The organism is Streptomyces sp. NPDC002520, assembly GCF_053595235.1.
In genome coordinates, this window is record NZ_JBSFXG010000027.1 from 12,798 (window position 1) to 32,004 (window position 19,207).

Genomic DNA, 19,207 nt, shown 5'->3' on the forward strand with positions numbered 1-19,207 from the left:
GTCAGATCCGGTAGCGGCGCAGCGCCGGGACCGCGGCGGCCAGCACCAGCATCACCGCGACGACGAGCACGCCGCCGCCGGCCACGGCGGCCCGGGGGCCGAACGCGGAGCCGGCGGTGCCGTGCAGCACGTCGGCGAGGCGCGGCCCGCCCACGACGACCACGGTGAACACGCCCTGCATCCGGCCGCGCATCTCGTCGGTCGCCGCGGACAGCAGGATCGCCTGCCGGAAGACCATCGAGACCATGTCGGCCACGCCCGCGGCGGCGAGGAAGACCAGCGCCACCCACAGACTGCCGCTCAGGCCGAACCCGGTGATGGCCACACCCCAGGCGACCACGGCGCCGATGACCATCCAGCCGTGCCGCCGCGCCCGCGAGAACACCCCGGAGAACAGTCCGCCCAGCACCGCGCCCACCGCGATACCGGCGAACAGCACGCCGAGCGCGAGCCCTTCGCCGTAGGAGGCGTACGTCTGCGCGGCCAGCTGCGGGTACAGGGCACGGGGCATGCCGAAGACCATGGCGACGATGTCGGCGAGGAAGGACAGCAGCAGCACCTTGTTCCCGGCGATGTAGCGGAACCCGGCCGCTATCTCCCGCAGCCCGGCCCGGCGTGTGGCCGGCTCGCCCAGCGGCGGCAGCGCCGGGAGCCGGAAGACGGCCCACACGGTGACGCACAGGGCGAGCGCGTCGATCAGGTACAGCGAGGACAGGCCGACGACCGGGATCAGCGCTCCGGCCAGCAGTGGGCCCACCACCAGGCCCGTCTGCATCATGGTCGCGCCGAGCGCGTTGGCGGCCGGAAGCTCCTCGGCCGGCACCAGACGGGCGATGGAGGCGCTGCGGGCCGGGGAATTGAGCCCGAACAACGCCTGCTGCGCGGCGAACAGCAGCATCAGGACCACCACGGAGCCCCTACCGGTGGCGGCCTGTGCCCAGAACAGCAGCGAGGTCACCGCGATACCGCTGTTGGTGACCAGCATCAGCCTGCGCCGGTCCACCATGTCGGCGACCGCGCCGCCCCACAGCGCGAACACGACCATGGGCACCAGACCGGCGAGGCTCGCGTAGCCGACCCAGGCCGAGGAGTGGGTGAGGTCGTAGATCTGCTTGGGGACGGCGACGGCGGTGAGCTGACTGCCGACGGCGGTGACGACGGTCGACGACCACAGGCGCCGGTAGGCCGGGATGCGCAGGGGCCGGGTGTCCATCGCCCAGCGGCGCCAGCCGCGCCGGGGCGGGGCCGGCGCGGCCCGGGAGGCGGTGTCGGGGTCGGTGCCGCTGCCGCTGCTACTGCTGCTCTCGCTCGTGTCCACGGATTTCCTGGTTGCTCGATACATCTTTCGATTCGAGCCTCACTATCGCAGCAACTCCTGTGACGGCCGAACCGATTGCCTGCGCGAGCCCGCCGCCTCTCCCTCGGTTCGCAGCCCGGTGCCGGGCCCAAGGACACGGCGGGCGGCGAGGGCGCCGTAGCAGAGCAGCAAGACCCCGCCGACCAGACCGCCGCCCGCACCGCCCCGGGCCAGGCCACGACCACCGCACCGACGCCGCCGACCCCGAGCGCGATGTCCGGCCGCTCGGCAGGATGCGGTACCTGCCGGTGGCCGCGCCCGGCTTCGCCGACCGCCATCTCGCCGGACCGCTGCCGGACGTGCTGCCCGGGGCCCCTGTCGTGGCCCTCGACCGCAAGGACGACTTCCAGGACGGCTTCGTCCGCCGGGTGGGCGGCAGCGGCGCCGGCCCGCTGCGGCACTACGTGCCCACCTCGGAGGGATTCGTCGCCGCTGTCGCCGCGGGCCTCGGCTGGGGCATGGTCCCGGAGTCCCAGGCCCGCCCGCTGCCGAACGCGTCGATGGACGTGGCCCTGTACTGGCAGCAGTGGAAGCTCGACTCCCCCGCGCTGGCAGCCCTGGCGGAGGCGGTGACGGCCACGGCGGCGCAGGCGCTGCGCGGCTGAACCGGACGCCTGCTCGAACTCCTCGCCACGGGTGCCTGGTCGGGCGCGCGTCCTCGGCCCCGAGGCCTTCCCCGCCCGCCCCTTCCTCGACCTGCTGACCGAGTACGGCTCCCCGTCGGTAGTGACAGGGAGCCGTGCCGGGGCCGGCGCACACGGCGCGTGCGGGGAGTGCGTCGGCTCGCCGGGGCTCAGGCGCGGTTCGGTTTGCCCTTGGCGTAGAGCCAGGTGTGGAAGAGCCCGTCGAGCTTCTTGCCGGACAAGCGCTCGGCGAGCTTCACGAACTGGGCCGTCGTGCCGTGTCCGCCCCGGTGTTCGGCCGCCCAGGTGCGCAGGGTCCGCAGGAAGACCCGGTCGCCCACGGCCTTGCGCAGTTCGTGCAGGGTCATGGCGCCTCGGTCGTAGACCGGCGTGCCGAAGATGTTCTTGCCGCTGCCCGGGTCGCCGGGCGGGTAGGCCCACAGGTCGTCGCTCGCGGGGCGGGCGTAGAGCGCGTCGAAGGTCTTCTGGGCGCTCCGGCCGCCGTGCTGCTCGTCGTAGAGCCACTCCGTGTAGGTGGCGAAGCCCTCGTTGAGCCAGATGTCCTTCCACGCGGTCAGCCCGACGGAGTCGCCGAACCACTGGTGGGCGTTCTCGTGGACGAGGGTGGCGAGGTCGGGTGCCGAGTCGTAGACCGGCCGGCTCTGGGTCTCCAGGGCGTAGCCGACGTCCGGTGCGTGATCGACGATCGAACCGGCGGCGCGGAACGGGTAGGGCCCGAACAGCCTGCTCTCCCAGGCGAGTACGGAGGGCAGCTTCTTCAGCACCGGCGCGGCGTCCCGGGCCTCCCGTGCGTCGACGGCGTTGACCACCTGGATGCCGTCGGGCGTGGTGTACCGCTCCAGCGCGAACTTTCCGACGGTGGCGGTGGCCAGGTACGCGGCCATGGGTTCGGGCTGGTGCCAGCGGAAGGTGGTGCGGTCGTGCTCGGTGTGCTGCCCGGCCAGGACGCCGTTGGCTACGGCGGTGCGTCCCTTCGGGACGGTGATCGTGAAGTCGTACGACGACTTGTCCTTCGGGTGGGCGTTCGCCGGGAACCAGGTCATCGCGCCCTGCGGTTCGCCCGCGACGAACGCCCCGTCGTCCGTGGGGATCCAGCCGTCGGCGGAGCCGTCCGGGTCCGTGACGGGCCCTGGCGTGCCGTTGTAGGTGACGGTGATCCGGAAGGACTGGCCCTCGTGGAGCACGTGGCGTGGGGTGACGACGAGTTCCTGGCCGCTGCGGGTGAAGCCGGCGGCGGCGTGGTCGACGGTGACGCCGGTGACCTTCAGTCCCTTGAGGTCGAGGTCGAAGCGGCTGAGTCGCTCGGTGGCGCGGGCGGTGAGCACCGCCTTGCCGTCGAGGTGCCGGGAGGAGGTGTCGTAGCGCAGCGTCAGGTCGTAGTGGCGGACGTGGTAGCCGCCGTTGCCGCTGAGCGGGAAGTAGGGGTCGCCGGCGCCGGCCGCGCCGGTCGCGCCGGCCGCCGTCGGGGCCGCGGCCCCGAGCACCGCCGCCACGGCGACGGGCACGGTGGCGAGGACCGTCTCGCGGCGGAGGACTGCGGTGCGTCGTCGTACGGCCGGTCTGCGAGTTGACGTCACGTGCGGTCCTCCGGGGGGGCGCGATCGATTCCGCACAGACTAGAGGCACCGGCCGTGTGCGTTCCCCCTCGATCAGGTCAAGTCACGCCGCGTCGCGGCACTGGACCGCCGAGCGCCCGAAGTACGCTCGCCGCACCGTCCGCGACCCGAGGAAGGCACGACCGTGAGCGTTCGCGTGCGCCGGATCTACGACCCGCCCGAGCCCGACGACGGCCTGCGTGTACTGGTGGACCGGCTGTGGCCGCGCGGAATGACCAAAAAGGAGGCGAAGTTCGACGAGTGGCCGAAGGGACTCACGCCGTCCACGGAACTGCGCCGCTGGTACCACGGCAACAAGGGCTCGTTCGACGAGTTCCGGGACCGCTACGAGGCGGAACTACAAGAGCCCGAGGCCGCCGAACTGCTCGACGGCCTCAGGCGATCGGCCCGCAAGGGCCCGGTGACCCTCCTGACGGCGTCCAGGACGCCGGAGACGAGCCATGCGGCGGTGCTGACGGAGTTGCTGAAGCACTGAGCCGCGCACCGGCCCCGCGAGTCAGCCCGTCTGCCGTGCCGCGTGCCGGCCGGCCGCCCGGCCCGAGAAGAGGCAGCCGCCGAGGAAAGTGCCCTCCAGGGCGTTGTAGCCGTGGACTCCTCCGCCGCCGAAGCCGGCCACCTCGCCGGCCGCGTACAGCCCGTCGACGGGCTCGCCGTCGGCGCCGAGGGCGCGGGAGTCGAGGTCGGTCTGGATGCCGCCGAGGGTCTTGCGGGTCAGGACGTGCAGCCGGACGCCGATCAGTGGCCCGGCGGCGGGGTCGAGGACGCGGTGCGGGGAGGCGACCCGGCCGAGCCGGTCGCCGATGTAGCGGCGGGCGTTGCGGATGCCCTGGACCTGGGAGTCCTTGCTGTAGGGGTTGGCCATCTGCAGGTCGCGGGCCTCGATCTGGCCGCGCACCTCGGCCGCGTCCAGCAGCGGCTTGTCCGTCAGGCCGTTCATCTTCTCGACCAGCCGCTCCAGGGTGTTCGCGGTGACGAAGTCCGCGCCCTTGTCGACGAAGGCCTGGACGGGCGCGGGGGCGCCCTTGCCCAGCAGCCGGTCCCTGAGCACGGCCTTGCGGTCCTTGGCCGTGATGTCGGGGTTCTGCTCGGAGCCGGAGAGCGCGAACTCCTTCTCGACGATCTTCCGGGTGAGGACGAACCACGAGTGGTCGTATCCGGCGATGTCCTCGGTGGTGCGCAGGTACTTGAGCGTGCTGAGGGTGTCGTAGCCGGGCAGGCAGGGGTCGGGCAGGCGGCGGCCGAGGGCGTCGAGCCAGATGGAGGACGGGCCGGGCAGGATGCGGATGCCGTGGCCGGGCCAGACGGGGTCCCAGTTCTGCAGGCCCTCGGTGTAGTGCCACATGCGGTCGCGGTTGACCAGGCGCACGCCCGCGGCGGCGCTGATGTCGAGCATGCGGCCGTCGACGTAGGCCGGGACGCCGGTGACCATCTCGGCGGGGGCCTTGCCGAGCCGCTCGGGCCAGTAGCGGCGCACGATGTCGTGGTTGGCGCCGATGCCGCCGCTGGTGACGACGACGGCCTGGGCGGTGAGTTCGAACTCGCCGACGCGGTCGCGGTTGGAGGCGACCCCGCGAGGCGAGTCGTCGTCGGCGAGGACGGTGCCGCGCACCCCGCGGGCCGCGCCGTCCTCGATGACCAGTTCGTCGACCTGGTGGCGGTGGTAGAAGGTGAGCAGCCCGTCCCGGGCGGCCTGCCGGGCGTGGCGGACGAAGGGCTCGACGACGCCGGTGCCGGTGCCCCAGGAGATGTGGAAGCGGGGTACGGAGTTGCCGTGGCCGTCCGCCCGCAGGTCGCCGCGCTCGGCCCAGCCGACGCTCGGCAGCAGTTCGATGCCGTGCCCCTGGAGCCAGGAACGCTTCTCGCCGGCCGCGAACCCGACGTAGGCGCGGGCCCAGCGCACCGCCCAGGAGTCCTCGTCCTCGAGCCGGTCGAACCGGGCGCTGCCCCGCCAGTCGTTCCAGGCCAGGTCGAAGGAGTCCTTGATGCCGAGGCGGCGCTGCTCGGGCGAGTCGACGAGGAAGAGCCCGCCGAGGGACCAGAACGCCTGGCCGCCGAGGTTGGCGGCGTTCTCCTGCTCGACCAGGGCGACCCGTCGGCCCCGGCTGGTGATTTCGTGCGCCGCGACCAGGCCGGCGAGGCCCGCTCCGACGACGATGACGTCCGCGTCCATGGCGTCCGTGTCCCTTCGTCTACGTCCGTCTACGACTCATTCAGGGGTGCCGCCGCCGTCGGTCAGCAGGGCCGTGAGCAGTTGCCCCAGCCAGGTGCGGGCCGCGTCGACGTCCTTGTCCAGCAGCAGTTGGACGGTGACGCCGTCGTAGGCCGCGACGACCGCGCGGGCCGCGCTGTCGACATCGCCGAGCACGGCGGGCAGTTCGGTGTGGCCCCGGGCCCGGAAGAGCCGGTCGGCGACGGCCTCGCGGAGCCGGGTGCGGTGGTCGAGGAGGACCTGGGCGACGGCCGGGTCGCGGGCCGCGTGCACCAGGAAGTCGGTCTTCACCAGCAGCCAGTCCACGTCGAGCAGCAGGACCTCGGTGACGCGGTCCACGGAGGCGGGCACGTCGAGGTCCGGCCCGTCCTTCGCCAAGGCGTCGGCCACCTGGGAGGCGATGAGGTCGGCGCGGTCCCGGTACAGGGCGAAGAACAGTTCGTCGAGGGTGGCGAAGTTGGAGTAGAAGGCGCCCCGGCTGTAGCCGGCCGCCTCGCAGACCTCCTCGATGGAGACCCGCCCGAAGCCTTTGGCGGCGAAGACCGCGAAGGCGGCGTCGAGCAGGTTGGCCCGTGTCTGCGCACGTCGCCTGGTGACCCGCCGGGCCGTGCCCTGTGCCGTCATCACCGCCACCCCCGTTCGATACGTGAATGTATCCGATACATCAATGTATCGAAAGGGGCTTCGACAGCTTCGATTATGGGAACGCATTTTCGATTAAGGGGTAGGCTGACCCCATGGCCACCCACCTCCAGGGCTCCCTGTTCGACCAGACCGACGAACTGCGCCTCGGTCCCCTCGACGGGCTGCGCAGGACCGAACTGGGCACCGGCGCCTGGATCGACGTGCTGCCGGGCTGGCTGAGCGGCGCCGACACCCTGTTCGAGCACCTCGCCGAGGAGGTCCCCTGGCGGGAGGAACGCCGCACGATGTACGACAACGTGGTGGCCGTACCGCGTCTGCTCGCCCAGTACCGCGCGGGCGACCCGCTGCCCCACCCGGTGCTCGACGAGGCCCGCGCGGCCCTGAGCGCGCACTACGCCGAGGAACTGGGCGAGCCGTTCACCACCGCCGGGCTGTGTTTCTACCGTGACGGGCGGGACAGTGTCGCCTGGCACGGCGACCGGATCGGGCGAGGGGCCCGCGAGGACACGATGGTCGCGATCCTGTCCGTCGGCGCGCCCCGGGACCTGCTGCTGCGGCCCGCGGGAGGCGGCGGCGAGAGCGTCCGGCGGCCCTTGGGACACGGCGACCTCATCGTCATGGGCGGCTCCTGCCAGCGCACCTGGGAACACTGCGTCCCCAAGACCACGCGCGCGACCGGACCCCGGATCAGCGTCCAGTTCCGGCCGCACGGCGTGCAGTGACACACCACCCGGGACGCCGCACGCGCGGACGCGACGCGCATCTGATTGGCTGTCCCCGGCGTTTTGTCGCGAGGGGCTGGGAGATCATGCGCACAGAGGTACATCAGGTCGCCGACGGCACCTTCCTGGTGCACGGCAACCACGTCAACTGGGTGATCCTCAAGGACGGTGACTCCGTCACCCTCGTGGACACCGGCTACCCCGGGGACCGGCAGGGCGTCCTCGAATCCCTCGCCGAGGTGGGCAGTTCACCGGAGGCGGTGGCCGCGGTCCTGATCACCCACGCGCACAACGACCACGTGGGCTCCGCCGATTACCTGCGCGGCGCCTACGGCACCCCGGTCTACCTGCACCCGGCGGAAGTCCCGCACGCGCGCCGGGACTTCCTCCAGCAGGCCACCGTCGCGGACGTGCTGCGCAACGCCTGGCGGCCGGGCGTGGTGCCCTGGGCGGTGCACGTGATCCGGGTGGGCGGAGCCGCCGACCACCCCGTCACCGCTCCCGACCCGTTCCCGGCCCAGGGCCCGCTCGACCTGCCGGGGCGTCCCGTCCCCGTGCACACCCCTGGCCACACGGACGGCCACTGCGTCTACCACCTGCCCGACGCCGGGATCGTGATCTCCGGAGACGCCCTGGTCAGCGGCCATGCCACCTCACGGATCCAGGGGCCCCAGCTGCTGCTCGACTTCTTCCAGCACGACCGTGCGGGGGCGGTGTCCTCGCTGGACCTGATCGGGGCGCTCGACGGCGACGTCCTGCTTCCCGGGCACGGCCCGGTCCACCGGGGCTCCGTACGCGCCGCCGCCGAACTGGCCCTGTCACGGGCCTCCTAGCAAGGCCGTGGAACCAGCGGCTCACCCGTGCGAGGGCGGCTCCTGCGGAACCACGGCCACGGGGCACCCGGCGTGGTGCAGCACCCCGTGCGTGACCGAGCCGATGCGGGCGCCGACGGCCGTGCGGTGCGCCCGGCGGCCCACGACCATCAGCTGGGCGCGAGGGGCCGCCGACAACAGCACCTGCCCGGCGCTGCCCATCTCCACGTGCTCGGTCACGGGCACGTCCGGGAAGCGCTCCCGCCAGGGCGAAAGCGCCTCGGTCAGGGCCTGCTTCTCGTACGGCTCGAGACCGCCCGCGTCGTCCAGGAGCTTGAGGGAGCCGGGGCTGTAGGCGAAGACCGGCGGCAGGGTCCAGGCGCGTACGGCCCTCACTCCGGCCCCGCGGGCCGCCGCCGTCTCGAACGCGAACCGCAGCGCGGCCGCGCTGTCCTGCGGGGTTCCGTGCTGGCCCACCACGACGTCCCGTCCCGCGGCCTCCGTCGCCGCCTGGTCCCCGGCGCGCACCAGGACCACGGGCCGGGTCGTCTCGGCGATCACGTGCCGGCCGACCGAGCCGAGCAGGAACCCGATCAGCGGACCGTGCCCGCGCGAGCCCAGGACCAGCATCTCGGCGTCCTCGGCGGTGTCGGACAGTACCCGCGCGGGCCCGCCCTCCAGCACGTCCCCATGGACCTCGAGCCCGGGGTGCCGGCCGGAGACGGTGCGCACGGCCTCTGCCACCCCGTCCGACACCCAGCCGTGCTGGGTGTCCCGGTCGGCCGTGGCGAGCGACTCGGCGTAGCGCCACGCGTGCACCACGCGCAGGGGCAGCCCCCGGCGTACGGCCTCCCTGGCCGCCCAGTCCAGCGCGGCCAGGCTCTCCTCCGTACCGTCCACCCCTGCCGTGATCGGGCGTGTCATGCGTGGGCCTCCTCGTCGTTCCGCGTCCGCGGAGATCGGTTGTGATCAGTCTTCACCACGTCGTGCCCATGTCCCCGCCACAGGGGCGGATGATCACGGACCTGCCGTGAACCGGAGCGAACCCGGGCGATCGAACATACGATGGGCGGGACCGGCGCGGTGGACCCGCGACACCGTCCGTGGATCCGACCACTCGGGGTGGGAGAGGCATGGCACAGGCTGCCGACGCAGCGAGGACCGTCATCCTGACCGTGGACGACGACCCGGGAGTCTCCCGTGCCGTCGCCCGGGACCTTCGGCGGCGCTACGGCGAGTCGTACCGGATCGTGCGCGCGGAGTCCGGCGACTCCGCGCTGGACGCGCTGCGTGAGCTGAAGCTGCGCGGCGATCTGGTGGCGGTGATCCTGGCCGACTACCGGATGCCCCAGATGAACGGCATCGAGTTCCTGGAACAGGCCCTGGACGTGTATCCGGGGGCGCGGCGCGTGCTGCTCACGGCGTACGCGGACACCGACGCGGCGATCGACGCGATCAACGTCGTCGACGTCGATCACTATCTGCTCAAGCCGTGGGATCCGCCGGAGGAGAAGCTCTACCCGGTGCTGGACGACCTCCTGGAGGCGTGGCACCACAGCGACTACCGGCCCGTGCCCAGCACCAAGGTCGTCGGGCACCGCTGGTCGGCGCGCTCCTCGGACGTGCGGGAGTTCCTGGCCCGCAACCAGGTGCCGTACCGCTGGTACTCGGTCGAGGAGCCGGAGGGGCAGCGGCTGCTGGCCGCGGCGGGGCAGGACGGGCAGCGGCTGCCGCTGGTCGTCACCCCGGACGGCACCGCCCTCGTGGAGCCCGAGGCGCCCGAGCTGGCCGCCCGGGTGGGTCTGGCGACGACGCCGACGGCCGACTTCTACGACCTCGTCGTGATCGGCGGCGGCCCGGCCGGCCTGGGGGCCGCCGTGTACGGCGCCTCGGAGGGCCTCAGGACGGTCCTGGTGGAGCGGTCGGCCACCGGCGGGCAGGCCGGGCAGAGCTCCAGGATCGAGAACTACCTCGGCTTCCCCGACGGCGTCTCCGGCGCCCAGCTCACCGAGCGGGCGCGACGGCAGGCGGCCCGGTTCGGCGCGGAGATCCTGACCGCGCGCGAGGTGACGGGGCTGGAGATCAACGGGGCGGCCCGCGTCGTCCGGTTCTCGGACGGCTCGGCGATCGCGGCGCACAGCATCATCCTGGCGACCGGCGTGCAGTACCGGCAGCTCGATGCCGCGGGCTGCACCGATCTGACCGGCTGCGGGGTGTTCTACGGCTCCGCGCTCACCGAGGCGACCGCCTGCCAGGGGCACGACGTGTACATCGTCGGCGGCGCCAACTCGGCGGGCCAGGCGGCGATGTACCTGTCCCGGTTCGCCAAGTCGGTGACGCTTCTGGTGCGCGGCCCCGATCTGTCGGCGTCGATGTCGTACTACCTGATCCAGCAGATCAACGAGGCCCTGAACATCTCGGTGCGCAGCCGCACGGTGGTCGACGCGGCGCACGGCAGCGACCGTCTGGAGCAGCTGACCCTGCGTGATGTGCAGACGGGCGAGAGCGAACGGGTCGACGCCCAGTGGATGTTCGTGTTCATCGGCGCCGCCCCGCTCACCGACTGGCTGGACGACACGGTGCTGCGCGACAAGCGCGGCTTCATCCTGGCCGGGCCCGATCTGACCGCCGACGGGCGGCCGCCGGCCGGCTGGGAGCTGGACCGGCCGCCGTACCACCTGGAGACCAGCATTCCCGGCGTGTTCGTGGCGGGCGACGCGCGCGCCGAGTCCGCGAAAAGGGTCGCGTCCGCCGTCGGAGAGGGAGCCATGGCCGTGATGCTCGTCCACCGGTACCTGGAGCAGTCATGAGCGGACAGCTGGTGCCGTGCAACCCGGGAGAGATCCGCTCCCTGTTCCTCTTCGAGAAGCTGACGCCCGAGCAGCAGGCGCGGCTGTGCGCCGAGGGCCGCGTGGAGCTGTTCCAGCCCGGCCCGGTGTACACCGAGGGTGACCCGGCGACCTGCTTCTACGTGATGGTCGAGGGCACGGTCGTGCTGTCCCGGCGGGTGGGCGGCGACGACATCGAGGTGACCCGGACCTCGCAGCGCGGGGTGTACGCGGGCGCCATGCAGGCGTACATCGGGGACCGGGTGCGCCAGGTGTACAACAACTCGATGCGGGTGACGGAGCCGACGCGGTTCTTCGTGCTGCCGGCGGACACGTTCGCCGCGATCATGAGCGAGTGGTTCCCGATGGCCGTGCACCTGCTGGAGGGTCTGTTCTTCGGCTCGAAGAACACCCAGGCGATGATCGGGCAGCGGGAACGGCTGCTGGCGCTCGGCTCGTTGTCGGCCGGGCTCACGCACGAGTTGAACAACCCCGCCGCGGCCGCCGTCCGGGCCACCTCGACGCTGCGCGAGCGGGTCGCGAAGATGCGGCACAAGCTCGGCATGATCGCGGAAGGTCCGTTCACCCGGGACCAGTTGGCGAGTCTGGTCGAGATCCAGGAGCGCACGGCCGAGCGGGTCGCCAAGGCGCCGGCGCTCAGCCCGCTCGAGGCCTCCGACCGGGAGGACGCGCTCACCGACTGGTTGGAGGACCACGGCATCGACCACGGCTGGCAGCTCGCGCCGAACTTCGTGCAGGCCGGGCTCGACGTCGACTGGATGGAACAGGTCGCCGCCGCCGTGGACGAGGAGATACTGTCCGGCGCGATGAGCTGGCTCAACTACACCATCGAGACCGAGCTGTTGATGAACGAGATCGAGGACTCCACCACTCGCATCTCGCATCTGGTCGACGCGGCCAAGCAGTACTCGCAGCTGGACCGGGCACCGTTCCGGGAGGCGGACGTGCACGAACTCCTCGACAGCACGCTGCTGATGCTGTCCGCCAAGCTCGGTCCGCGCATCGAGGTGGTCAAGGAGTACGACCGCACGCTCCCGCCGGTCCCCGCCTATCCGGCGGAGCTGAACCAGGTGTGGACCAACCTCATCGACAACGCGGTGTCCGCGATCAACAGCGCGGGCGGCGACGGCACCCTGACCGTGCGGACCGCGCTCGACCACGAGCGGGTGCTGGTCGAGTTCCGGGACACCGGGCCCGGTGTCCCGCCAGAGATCAAGGGGCGGATCTTCGACCCGTTCTTCACCACCAAGCCGGTCGGCGAGGGCACCGGTCTGGGCCTGGACATCTCCTGGCGGATCGTCGTCAACAAGCACCACGGCACCCTGCGGGTGGACTCCGTGCCCGGCGACACCCGATTCCAGGTCTTCCTTCCGCTGACCGCCGAGACGCCCGACGAGGCGTTCGTCCCGACTCCCGAGGAGACAGCATGAGCGGCGAGGCCGTGATCGACCCGAGCGTTCCGCCGAGCGGCACCGGCTGCGTCGAGTGCGACGAAGCGGGCGGCTGGTGGTTCCACCTGCGCCGCTGCGCGCTGTGCGGGCACATCGGCTGCTGCGACGACTCCCCCGCCAAGCACGCCACCGCCCACTACCGGGACACCGGGCACCCGGTGATCCAGAGCTTCGAGCCGGGCGAGGACTGGTTCTGGGACTACGACAAGGACGAGTTGTACGACTCCGGGCCCGATCTCGCGCCCCCGAACAGCCACCCGGCGGACCAGCCGACGCCGGGTCCGGCGGGCCGGGTCCCGGCGAACTGGACGCAGTTGCTGAGCTGAACGCGCTGATCCGCCTGCGGTGCGGGCGGGTTCAACGCCCGCAGTCGAGGCTGCTCAGGTCCACGGTGTCGGCCATCGCCTGCATACTCTTGTCGTCGGGGTGCAGGTGGTCGCCGCCGTCGTAGAAGGGCAGGACCCGCTCGGGGTCGTAGGGGTCGCGCAGGGTGCGGTCGAAGTCCGCGACCGCGTCGAAGGCGCCGCCGTCCCGGATGAACCGGTTGACGTCCTGGCGCACGGCCTCGCGGGCCGGTCTCGGTGGCCGCGGTCGCGCGCACGGCCGGAAACCTGGGGTCATGCGCGCGACCGCCGGCAATCAGCAGTTGCTCCAGGGGAGTCGGCGCTCTGCGGGTCCCCGCGGACGAGGCTTGGCGGAGGCGGACTCCCGGGCCTGTCGGGCCCGGACATGCGGATGCCCCGCGCGAGGCGGGGCATCCGGTCCTGCCGGTGTGTACGGCCGCCCGTCAGTGGCGGGCGGCCGGCGTGTTGGCGGCGGTCACGTTCACCGCGGCCCACGCCTTGTCCACGGTCTTGTACTCGGTGCTGCTCACGCCGTACAGGTCCTGGGCCGCCTTCAGGGTCGCGATGCGCGCCTGGTGGAAGTCGGTGGTGGAGACCATGTAGCGGGTGAGCGCACGGTAGAAGACGGCCGTGGCCTTGGTGCGGCCGATGCCCGTCACCGTGATCCCGTGATAGGTGGGCGAGTTGTAGGCCACGCCGTTGATCGTCTTCTGGCCGCCGCCCTCCGCGAGGAGGTAGTACGCGTGCGAGGACACGCCGGAACCGGCGTGCACCTCGGTGTAGTACGTGTCCGGCGACCAGTAGTCGATCGTGCCCTCGAGCTTGTCGAGCGACGGGTGGTCCAGGCGGCGCAGGAACTTCTGGGCCAGGCCCAGCTTCTCGCCGATCAGGTAGTCCGGGGTGTCCTTCGTGTTGTTGGCGAAGAACTCCACGTTGGAACCGAAGATGTCCGCGAGCGACTCGTTCAGCGAGCCGGGCTCGCCGTACTGGTTGCCGTCCGAGTCGACGAAGGTCGGCTCGAGCTTGGCGGTCGCGTCCACCACGCCGTGGGTCAGCTCGTGACCGGTGACGTCGAGGACGACGAGCGGCTTCTTGAACATCTGGCCGTCGCCGTCGCCGTACAGCATGCAGCCGCAGGTCGGGTCCCAGAAGGCGTTGGCGACCTTGTTGCCCCAGTGGACCATCGCGCGGGCGGGCTTGCTGTCGTTGGCGATGCCCTTGCGGCTGAAGGTCTTCTTGTAGAAGTCCAGGGTCTTGGTGATGCCGTACTGGGCGTCCGCGGCGGCGCTGGCGCGGCTGGTGGTCGCGCCGTTGCCCCAGACATCGGTGGTGTTGGTGAACTTCGCGCCGGCGCCGAAGCTCTCCGTGGTCGCGCCCCTGGCGTCCCGTGTCTCGGTGCCGTACCGGCTCGGGTCCTTCAGCTGGTAGTGGCCGCGCGAGGTCTGCGTGGTGGTCAGGCCGACGGTGCCCACGAACAGGGTCTTGCCGGTGCCCAGCGCGCTCGACGGGTAGGTCGTGGCGCCAAGGACGCCCGAGCCGAGAAGGCCGGCCGGGGCCGAACCGCGGCCGGCCGCCGGGGCGGCGGTCTCGCCCCGCTTGCGCAGGGTGTCGATCAGCTTCGGCGACAGGAACTCGTCGGCGTCGGGCGTGTTGCTGCGCACCTTGCCGGTGAGGGCATCGATGACCACGGTGCTGGAGCCGCCGTTGCCGGTCACCGTCACCTGGTAGGCGAGAGCGGTGGTGCCGCCGCGGGCGTCCACCACCAGCTCGGCGCTGCCCGCGTCACCCCGGGCGGCACGGGCGGCCCTGGCGGCGGCCTGGCCGGCGGTCAGTCTGGCCTTGGAGGCGTCGGGCTGGACGGCGTGGCCGGCCGCGCGGGTGACGCCCGTGTAGGCCAGCTTCCGGTCCAGGTGGACGACGAGGTCGCCACCGAGCACCGGCATTCCGTCGTGCGTGCGGACGAAGCGGACATGGCGCGCGCCCTCGGGGTCGATCATCACGTCCTGGGCGTGGAGTTCGTCGCCCTGGGAGACACCGGTCGCCGCGGCGTGGGCGAAGGCCGCCGCGTGCGCCGCCCCCACCACCGCCGTGGCCGTCGAGACGGAGGACGCGGCGGTCCGCTCCACCCCCGTCGAGGGACCCGCGAAGGCCGTTCCGGCCAGGCCCGTGGCAGCCGTCGTCACCGCGACGGCGACCGCCACGCTGCGTATGTGCGGTCTACGCACTGATAAGGGTTCCTTCGTACGAAGGCGGCCGGGGTCACCAACCGCCTTGCGACACGGCGCCGTTGAGCGCCATGGGGGCTGGTCGGGCCCCAGGGTCACCCTTTCGGACCAGTCATGCACACGTAAAGCCGGAATGATCCATTTCCTGGCTTTCTATGACAATCCTTTGCAAATGAGCGCCACAGAGTGATCAGTCAATGACCAACTGCGTGTCGGCTGGGGAGACGTTGCCTCGATCTCCTAGGTTCCAGGCCGGAATGTGATCGATGTCGCATCACGAACCGGACGGATGGGAGTGGGAGCCGCATGGTCTCAGCAAGGGTGAGCAGGGGCGCGGTGCTCGGAGCGGTCGCGCTGTCCCTCGTCGCGGTCCCGGCGCGGGCCACGACCTCGGCGGTGAACGCCCCCTCGGCGGCGGTGCTTCCGGCGCCAGACACCGCGGGCGTGGACGCCGTACTGCGCGCGGCACGCACCCAGGGAGCGCCGGGAGCCTGGGCCCGGATCGACGACCACGGCACGACGTACCGGATCTCGCGAGGCCTCGCGGACCGGAGCACGGGGCGGGCGGCCAGCACCCGCGACGGCTTCCGCATCGGCAGCGTCACGAAGACCTTCTCGGCCGTCGTCCTGCTGCAGCTCGCCGACGAGCACAAGCTGGACCTGGACGCGCCGGTCAACCGCTACCTGCCGAAGCTGCTGCCGGACGACCGCATCACGGTCCGCCAGGTGCTGAGCCACCGCAGCGGTCTGTACGACTACACCAACGACCTGTTCGCCAACAGCGTGTCCGGCTTCGAGGCCGTGCGCTACAAGGTCTTCACCTACCGCGACCTGGTCGCGCTCTCCCTGAAGAGGCCGCGCACCAACGCGCCCGGCGCCGCCTACTCCTACTCGAACACCAACTTCGTCATCGCAGGCCTGCTCATCGAGAAGCTCACCGGGCACTCCGTGAAGAGCGAGTACGAGAGCCGCATCTTCACGCCGCTGAAGCTGGCCGGCACCTTCTACGTCCACCCGGACACCCGGATCCCCGGCCAGTACGCGCGCGGCTACATGACGAACCAGTCCGAGGACACCGTGTTGGACTCCACCTCGCAGACGGCGTCCTGGGCGCAGAGCGCGGGGGCGATCATCTCCAACGCCCAGGACCTCAACACGTTCTACTCGGCACTGCTCGCCGGCAAGCTGATGTCCTCCGCACGCCTCGCGGAGATGGAGCGCTTCACGAAGGTCAGCGCCACCACCGCGTACGGGCTCGGCCTGCGCCGCCGCGACCTGTCCTGCGGGACCTCGGTCTACGGCCACACGGGCGCCGTCCAGGGCTACTACACGTACGCGTTCAGCACCAAGGACGGCGGACGCAGCATCACCGCCGTGGTCAACACGTCCAACAACGGCGACGTGCTGGACACCCTGGCGGGCACCCTGGAGTCGGCGTTCTGCGGGAAGAGCGGGAAGAAGGCGATGGAGCCGCGCGGCTCGGCCGTCGGCGAACGGGCGCTCGACGCGCAGCAGTAGGGGCCGTGGGCGTCGTGGCCGAACAGACACGGTCCGCGATCTTGGCGGAACCACCCCGTCCGGGACACCATGCCCCGCATGAAGGGTGACCTCTTTTCCAGTCATGTGGTGCAGCCGGCCGTCGAGCCGGGGATGAGCGTCGAGAACGCCAAGTGCATCAGGTACGCGGTGAGCGGCGAGATGTTCGCCCGCCAGGGCGCGATGATCGCTCACCGCGGCAACCTCCAGTTCGAGCGCAAGGGCCAGGGCGTGGGCGGCATGCTCAAGCGCGCGGTCACCGGTGAGGGACTGCCCCTCATGGCGGTGCGCGGGCAGGGCGAGGTCTGGTTCGCGCACGAGGCCCAGAACTGCTTCATCGTCGAGGTCGAACCCGGCGACCAGTTCACCGTCAACGGCCGCAACGTGCTGTGCTTCGACCCCTCGCTGGCGTACGAGATCAAGACCGTGAAGGGCTCCGGCATCGCCGGTGGCGGGCTGTTCAACAGCGTGTTCAGCGGGCACGGCCGGCTCGGCCTGGTCTGCGAGGGCAACCCGCTGGTCATACCGGTCTCGGCGCAGCAGCCGGTGTACGTCGACACGGACGCGGTGGTCGGCTGGACCGCGCATCTGCAGACCTCGCTGCACCGCTCCCAGTCGTTCGGCTCGATGCTGCGCGGCGGTTCGGGCGAGGCGGTGCAGCTGATGCTTCAGGGCGAGGGATTCGTCGTGGTGCGGCCGAGCGAGGTCACACCGCAGAAGGCGCAGCAGCACTGAGCCCTCTCCGGGCGATCCGCGCCGCACAGGCAACCTCGGCGGCCATACCCACGTCTTGATCGGCAACAGACCACGCCCTGGCTTCCCTCCGGGGGGCCGGGGCCTTTCTCGAGACGCTATACACATCATGTATACGCAGCGGGTATCGGTCCGCCCGGTGTCCAGCAGCGCGGGCAGCCGGCGGGCGGCGGGGCCCCGCACCCCGCGCCCGGGCGGCTACCGTCGGATACCCGCAGGTCGACCCCCGGCCGTGCGCGGCCGTCCGAAACCCGCGAGCCCTGGTGGCCGGCTGAACAAAAGGCGGAAGCGCGGACGGAGTTGCGGATGCTTTGAACACTCCCCCACGCTCCCCGCGTACCTGTGGGCAGGACGGGACAGGGGTTTCAACGAGGGATGACCATGATCGAGGCGCACGTCCACGCACACGTGCCGGTCGCAGGGCGGTACCGGCTCCGGGAGGTCGTCTCCCGCGAGACGAACCGTCAATGGTGGTCCGCCGAGGAAGTGCCGCTGCACCGGCCCCGGCTGGTGGCGCGGACGGGTCTGCCCGGCACCGCCGACCCGGACACCGTGCGGCGCGCCACGACCAGGGTCGTCCGGACGTCCGAGACCATGCGGCTGTTGCTGCCCGGCCGGGTCGCCACCGTCGTCGACGCGGTCGTGGAGGAGGGCGGCCTGTGGACCGCGATCGAGTGGATCGACGGCACTCCGCTCGACGAACTCCTCAGCCGCGAGGGCCCTTTCACCCCCGTCCAGGCGGCCCGGATCGGCCTCGAGATCCTCGACGTGCTCCAGGCGGCGCACGACGAGGGCATCACGCACGGCGAGTTGAGCCCCGGGCAGATCTTCCTGCGGGACGACGGCCCGGTCGTGGTCGCCGGGTTCGGTCTCGCGGGCACGACCCTGGCCCCGAGGGTCACGGCACCGTCGTACGCCTCGCCGGAGCAGGCCCGCGACGAGCGCATCGGGCCGGCCGCCGACCTGTGGGCGCTGGGCGCGATCCTCTACACGATGGTCGAGGGCCGGCCTCCGTTCCGCGACCGTGGCCGCCCCGAGGCCACCTTGAGGGCCGTGGACCGGCTGCCGCTGCGCAGCCCGTTGCGCACGGGCCCGCTCACCCAGACCGTGCAGGGGCTGCTGCGCAAGGACCCCCGGGAGCGGCTGACCCGTCGCGTGGCCCGCGAGGCCCTGACCCGTGCCCTGGGCGAGGACGCCGACGCGGACGGGTGCCCCGCCGCCGTGCCCCGGCTGCGCGACGCCCGCACGGCCGTACGGCAGGGCGGCCCGGCACGCAGGCGGATGCTCGCGGCCGCCGGAACCGCCCTGGCCCTGATCATCCTGACCACGGCCGTGCTGGCCGCCACCCGCCACCTGACCGGTACCTCCACGACAGCGGCGCCCGACCGCCCGACCGCCGCGGCCACCCCGCCCACAGACCGCACGCAGCCGGGCCCCACCCCGACGTCGTCCCCCGGATCCGGTGGCTCCGCCGCCCTGCCGGCCGGATACCGCCCCTACACCGCCCCCGAGGGTTTCGCGGTGGCCCTGCCCGACGGCTGGCGGCGACTGGCCACCTCGCGCGGCGCCGGCCGTGCCTACCGCGTCACCTTCGGCGCGGGCGGCCACTCCCCGACCCTCGCCGTGACCTACAGCGAGGACCTGGGCCCGGACCCGGTCGCCGTGTGGCGGGACGACGTCGAGCCCGGCCTGGAGAGGCTCGCAGCCTTCCACCGCGTCGGCACCGTCAAGGCCACCACCTACCAGGGACACAAGGCCGCCGACCTGGAATGGCTGTCGGGCACCGGCGACGCACGGGTCCACACCTTCGGGCGCGGCTTCGTGCTGGCCGGCGGCCGCGGCTTCTCACTGCGCTTCACCACCCCGGCGGCGCACTGGGACGGCGGCGCCGGCCGGCTCGCCCTGAAGACCTTCCTGCGCACCTTCCGCGAACCGGGTCGGTGAGGCCGCCGCTCCCGGGCCAGCGCCTCCCGCCTTGCGGAGTGAGGAGCACGGACCGGTCTGCCGAAGCATGGCCGATGCGCGGATATAGGCTTTTGGGCTG

The 19,207-nt window shown here is 72.0% G+C and carries 15 protein-coding genes and 2 pseudogenes; 10 read left to right on the forward strand and 7 right to left on the reverse strand.

The features are described from left to right. Window position 1: 1 nt before the first annotated feature. Window positions 2-1,318, reverse strand: coding sequence for an MFS transporter (locus ACWD5D_RS30520; RefSeq protein WP_451375996.1), 1,317 nt, complete (start codon window positions 1,316-1,318; stop codon window positions 2-4). Between the two features lie 242 nt (window positions 1,319-1,560). Between ACWD5D_RS30520 and ACWD5D_RS30525 the strand changes: the two are divergent. Beyond that, a pseudogene (locus tag ACWD5D_RS30525) lies at window positions 1,561-1,962 on the forward strand (LysR substrate-binding domain-containing protein); the annotation flags it as partial. A gap of 188 nt (window positions 1,963-2,150) precedes the next feature. Here the strand turns inward: ACWD5D_RS30525 and ACWD5D_RS30530 are convergent. After that, on the reverse strand, window positions 2,151-3,578 hold the full coding sequence (locus tag ACWD5D_RS30530; RefSeq protein ID WP_451375997.1) for a M1 family metallopeptidase: 1,428 nt from the start codon (window positions 3,576-3,578) through the stop codon (window positions 2,151-2,153). Between the two features lie 163 nt (window positions 3,579-3,741). Between ACWD5D_RS30530 and ACWD5D_RS30535 the strand changes: the two genes are divergently transcribed. Then, window positions 3,742-4,092: a DUF488 domain-containing protein gene (locus ACWD5D_RS30535; protein WP_451375998.1), complete on the forward strand. Its 351-nt coding sequence runs from the start codon at window positions 3,742-3,744 to the stop codon at window positions 4,090-4,092. 21 nt (window positions 4,093-4,113) lie between these two features. Here the strand turns inward: ACWD5D_RS30535 and ACWD5D_RS30540 are convergent, their stop codons facing one another. Together ACWD5D_RS30540 and ACWD5D_RS30545 are read right to left on the reverse strand one after the other, a co-directional pair. Beyond that, window positions 4,114-5,787, reverse strand: a complete 1,674-nt coding sequence (locus tag ACWD5D_RS30540; protein ID WP_451375999.1) for an FAD-binding dehydrogenase — start codon at window positions 5,785-5,787, stop codon at window positions 4,114-4,116. Between the two features lie 36 nt (window positions 5,788-5,823). Next, window positions 5,824-6,450: a TetR/AcrR family transcriptional regulator gene (locus ACWD5D_RS30545; protein WP_451376000.1), complete on the reverse strand. Its 627-nt coding sequence runs from the start codon at window positions 6,448-6,450 to the stop codon at window positions 5,824-5,826. Window positions 6,451-6,563: 113 nt separating this feature from the next. Between ACWD5D_RS30545 and ACWD5D_RS30550 the strand changes: the two genes are divergently transcribed. Next, complete coding sequence (locus tag ACWD5D_RS30550; RefSeq protein WP_451376001.1) at window positions 6,564-7,193, forward strand: alpha-ketoglutarate-dependent dioxygenase AlkB; 630 nt, start codon at window positions 6,564-6,566, stop codon at window positions 7,191-7,193. An 86-nt stretch (window positions 7,194-7,279) separates the two neighbouring features. Next, complete coding sequence (locus ACWD5D_RS30555) at window positions 7,280-8,026, forward strand: MBL fold metallo-hydrolase (RefSeq protein ID WP_451376002.1); 747 nt, start codon at window positions 7,280-7,282, stop codon at window positions 8,024-8,026. A 21-nt stretch (window positions 8,027-8,047) separates the two neighbouring features. Here ACWD5D_RS30555 and ACWD5D_RS30560 read toward each other — a convergent pair whose 3' ends face one another. Further along, window positions 8,048-8,929 (reverse strand): universal stress protein, encoded by an 882-nt coding sequence (locus ACWD5D_RS30560; protein ID WP_451376003.1) that lies wholly within the window; start codon window positions 8,927-8,929, stop codon window positions 8,048-8,050. Between the two features lie 209 nt (window positions 8,930-9,138). Here ACWD5D_RS30560 and ACWD5D_RS30565 point away from each other — a divergent pair, with 209 nt between their 5' ends. The 3 genes from ACWD5D_RS30565 to ACWD5D_RS30575 are packed head-to-tail and all read left to right on the forward strand — an operon-like array spanning window position 9,139 to window position 12,631. After that, window positions 9,139-10,815: an FAD-dependent oxidoreductase gene (locus ACWD5D_RS30565; RefSeq protein WP_451376004.1), complete on the forward strand. Its 1,677-nt coding sequence runs from the start codon at window positions 9,139-9,141 to the stop codon at window positions 10,813-10,815. Next, window positions 10,812-12,284 (forward strand): ATP-binding protein, encoded by a 1,473-nt coding sequence (locus ACWD5D_RS30570; protein ID WP_451376005.1) that lies wholly within the window; start codon window positions 10,812-10,814, stop codon window positions 12,282-12,284. The genes ACWD5D_RS30565 and ACWD5D_RS30570 overlap by 4 nt, the downstream gene beginning before the upstream one ends. Beyond that, complete coding sequence (locus ACWD5D_RS30575) at window positions 12,281-12,631, forward strand: UBP-type zinc finger domain-containing protein (protein WP_451376006.1); 351 nt, start codon at window positions 12,281-12,283, stop codon at window positions 12,629-12,631. Before ACWD5D_RS30570 ends, ACWD5D_RS30575 begins: the two co-directional genes overlap by 4 nt. A 31-nt stretch (window positions 12,632-12,662) precedes the next feature. On the opposite strand, the pseudogene ACWD5D_RS30580 reads toward ACWD5D_RS30575, so the two are convergent. Both ACWD5D_RS30580 and ACWD5D_RS30585 read right to left on the reverse strand, forming a co-directional pair. Then, window positions 12,663-12,881, reverse strand: a pseudogene (locus ACWD5D_RS30580) (SGNH/GDSL hydrolase family protein); the annotation flags it as partial. Between the two features lie 211 nt (window positions 12,882-13,092). Then, the gene (locus ACWD5D_RS30585; protein ID WP_451376007.1) at window positions 13,093-14,874 is read right to left on the reverse strand and encodes a M4 family metallopeptidase; all 1,782 of its coding nucleotides are present in this window, start codon (window positions 14,872-14,874) and stop codon (window positions 13,093-13,095) included. Window positions 14,875-15,180: 306 nt separating this feature from the next. Here ACWD5D_RS30585 and ACWD5D_RS30590 point away from each other — a divergent pair, with 306 nt between their 5' ends. The 3 genes from ACWD5D_RS30590 to ACWD5D_RS30600 all read left to right on the forward strand — a co-directional run bounded on the left by ACWD5D_RS30590 (window position 15,181) and on the right by ACWD5D_RS30600 (window position 19,107). Continuing rightward, window positions 15,181-16,392, forward strand: a complete 1,212-nt coding sequence (locus tag ACWD5D_RS30590; RefSeq protein ID WP_451376008.1) for a serine hydrolase domain-containing protein — start codon at window positions 15,181-15,183, stop codon at window positions 16,390-16,392. A gap of 78 nt (window positions 16,393-16,470) precedes the next feature. Beyond that, the gene (locus ACWD5D_RS30595; RefSeq protein ID WP_451376009.1) at window positions 16,471-17,145 is read left to right on the forward strand and encodes an AIM24 family protein; all 675 of its coding nucleotides are present in this window, start codon (window positions 16,471-16,473) and stop codon (window positions 17,143-17,145) included. A gap of 393 nt (window positions 17,146-17,538) precedes the next feature. Continuing rightward, window positions 17,539-19,107, forward strand: coding sequence for a protein kinase domain-containing protein (locus tag ACWD5D_RS30600; RefSeq protein ID WP_451376010.1), 1,569 nt, complete (start codon window positions 17,539-17,541; stop codon window positions 19,105-19,107). Window positions 19,108-19,207 lie beyond the last annotated feature (100 nt).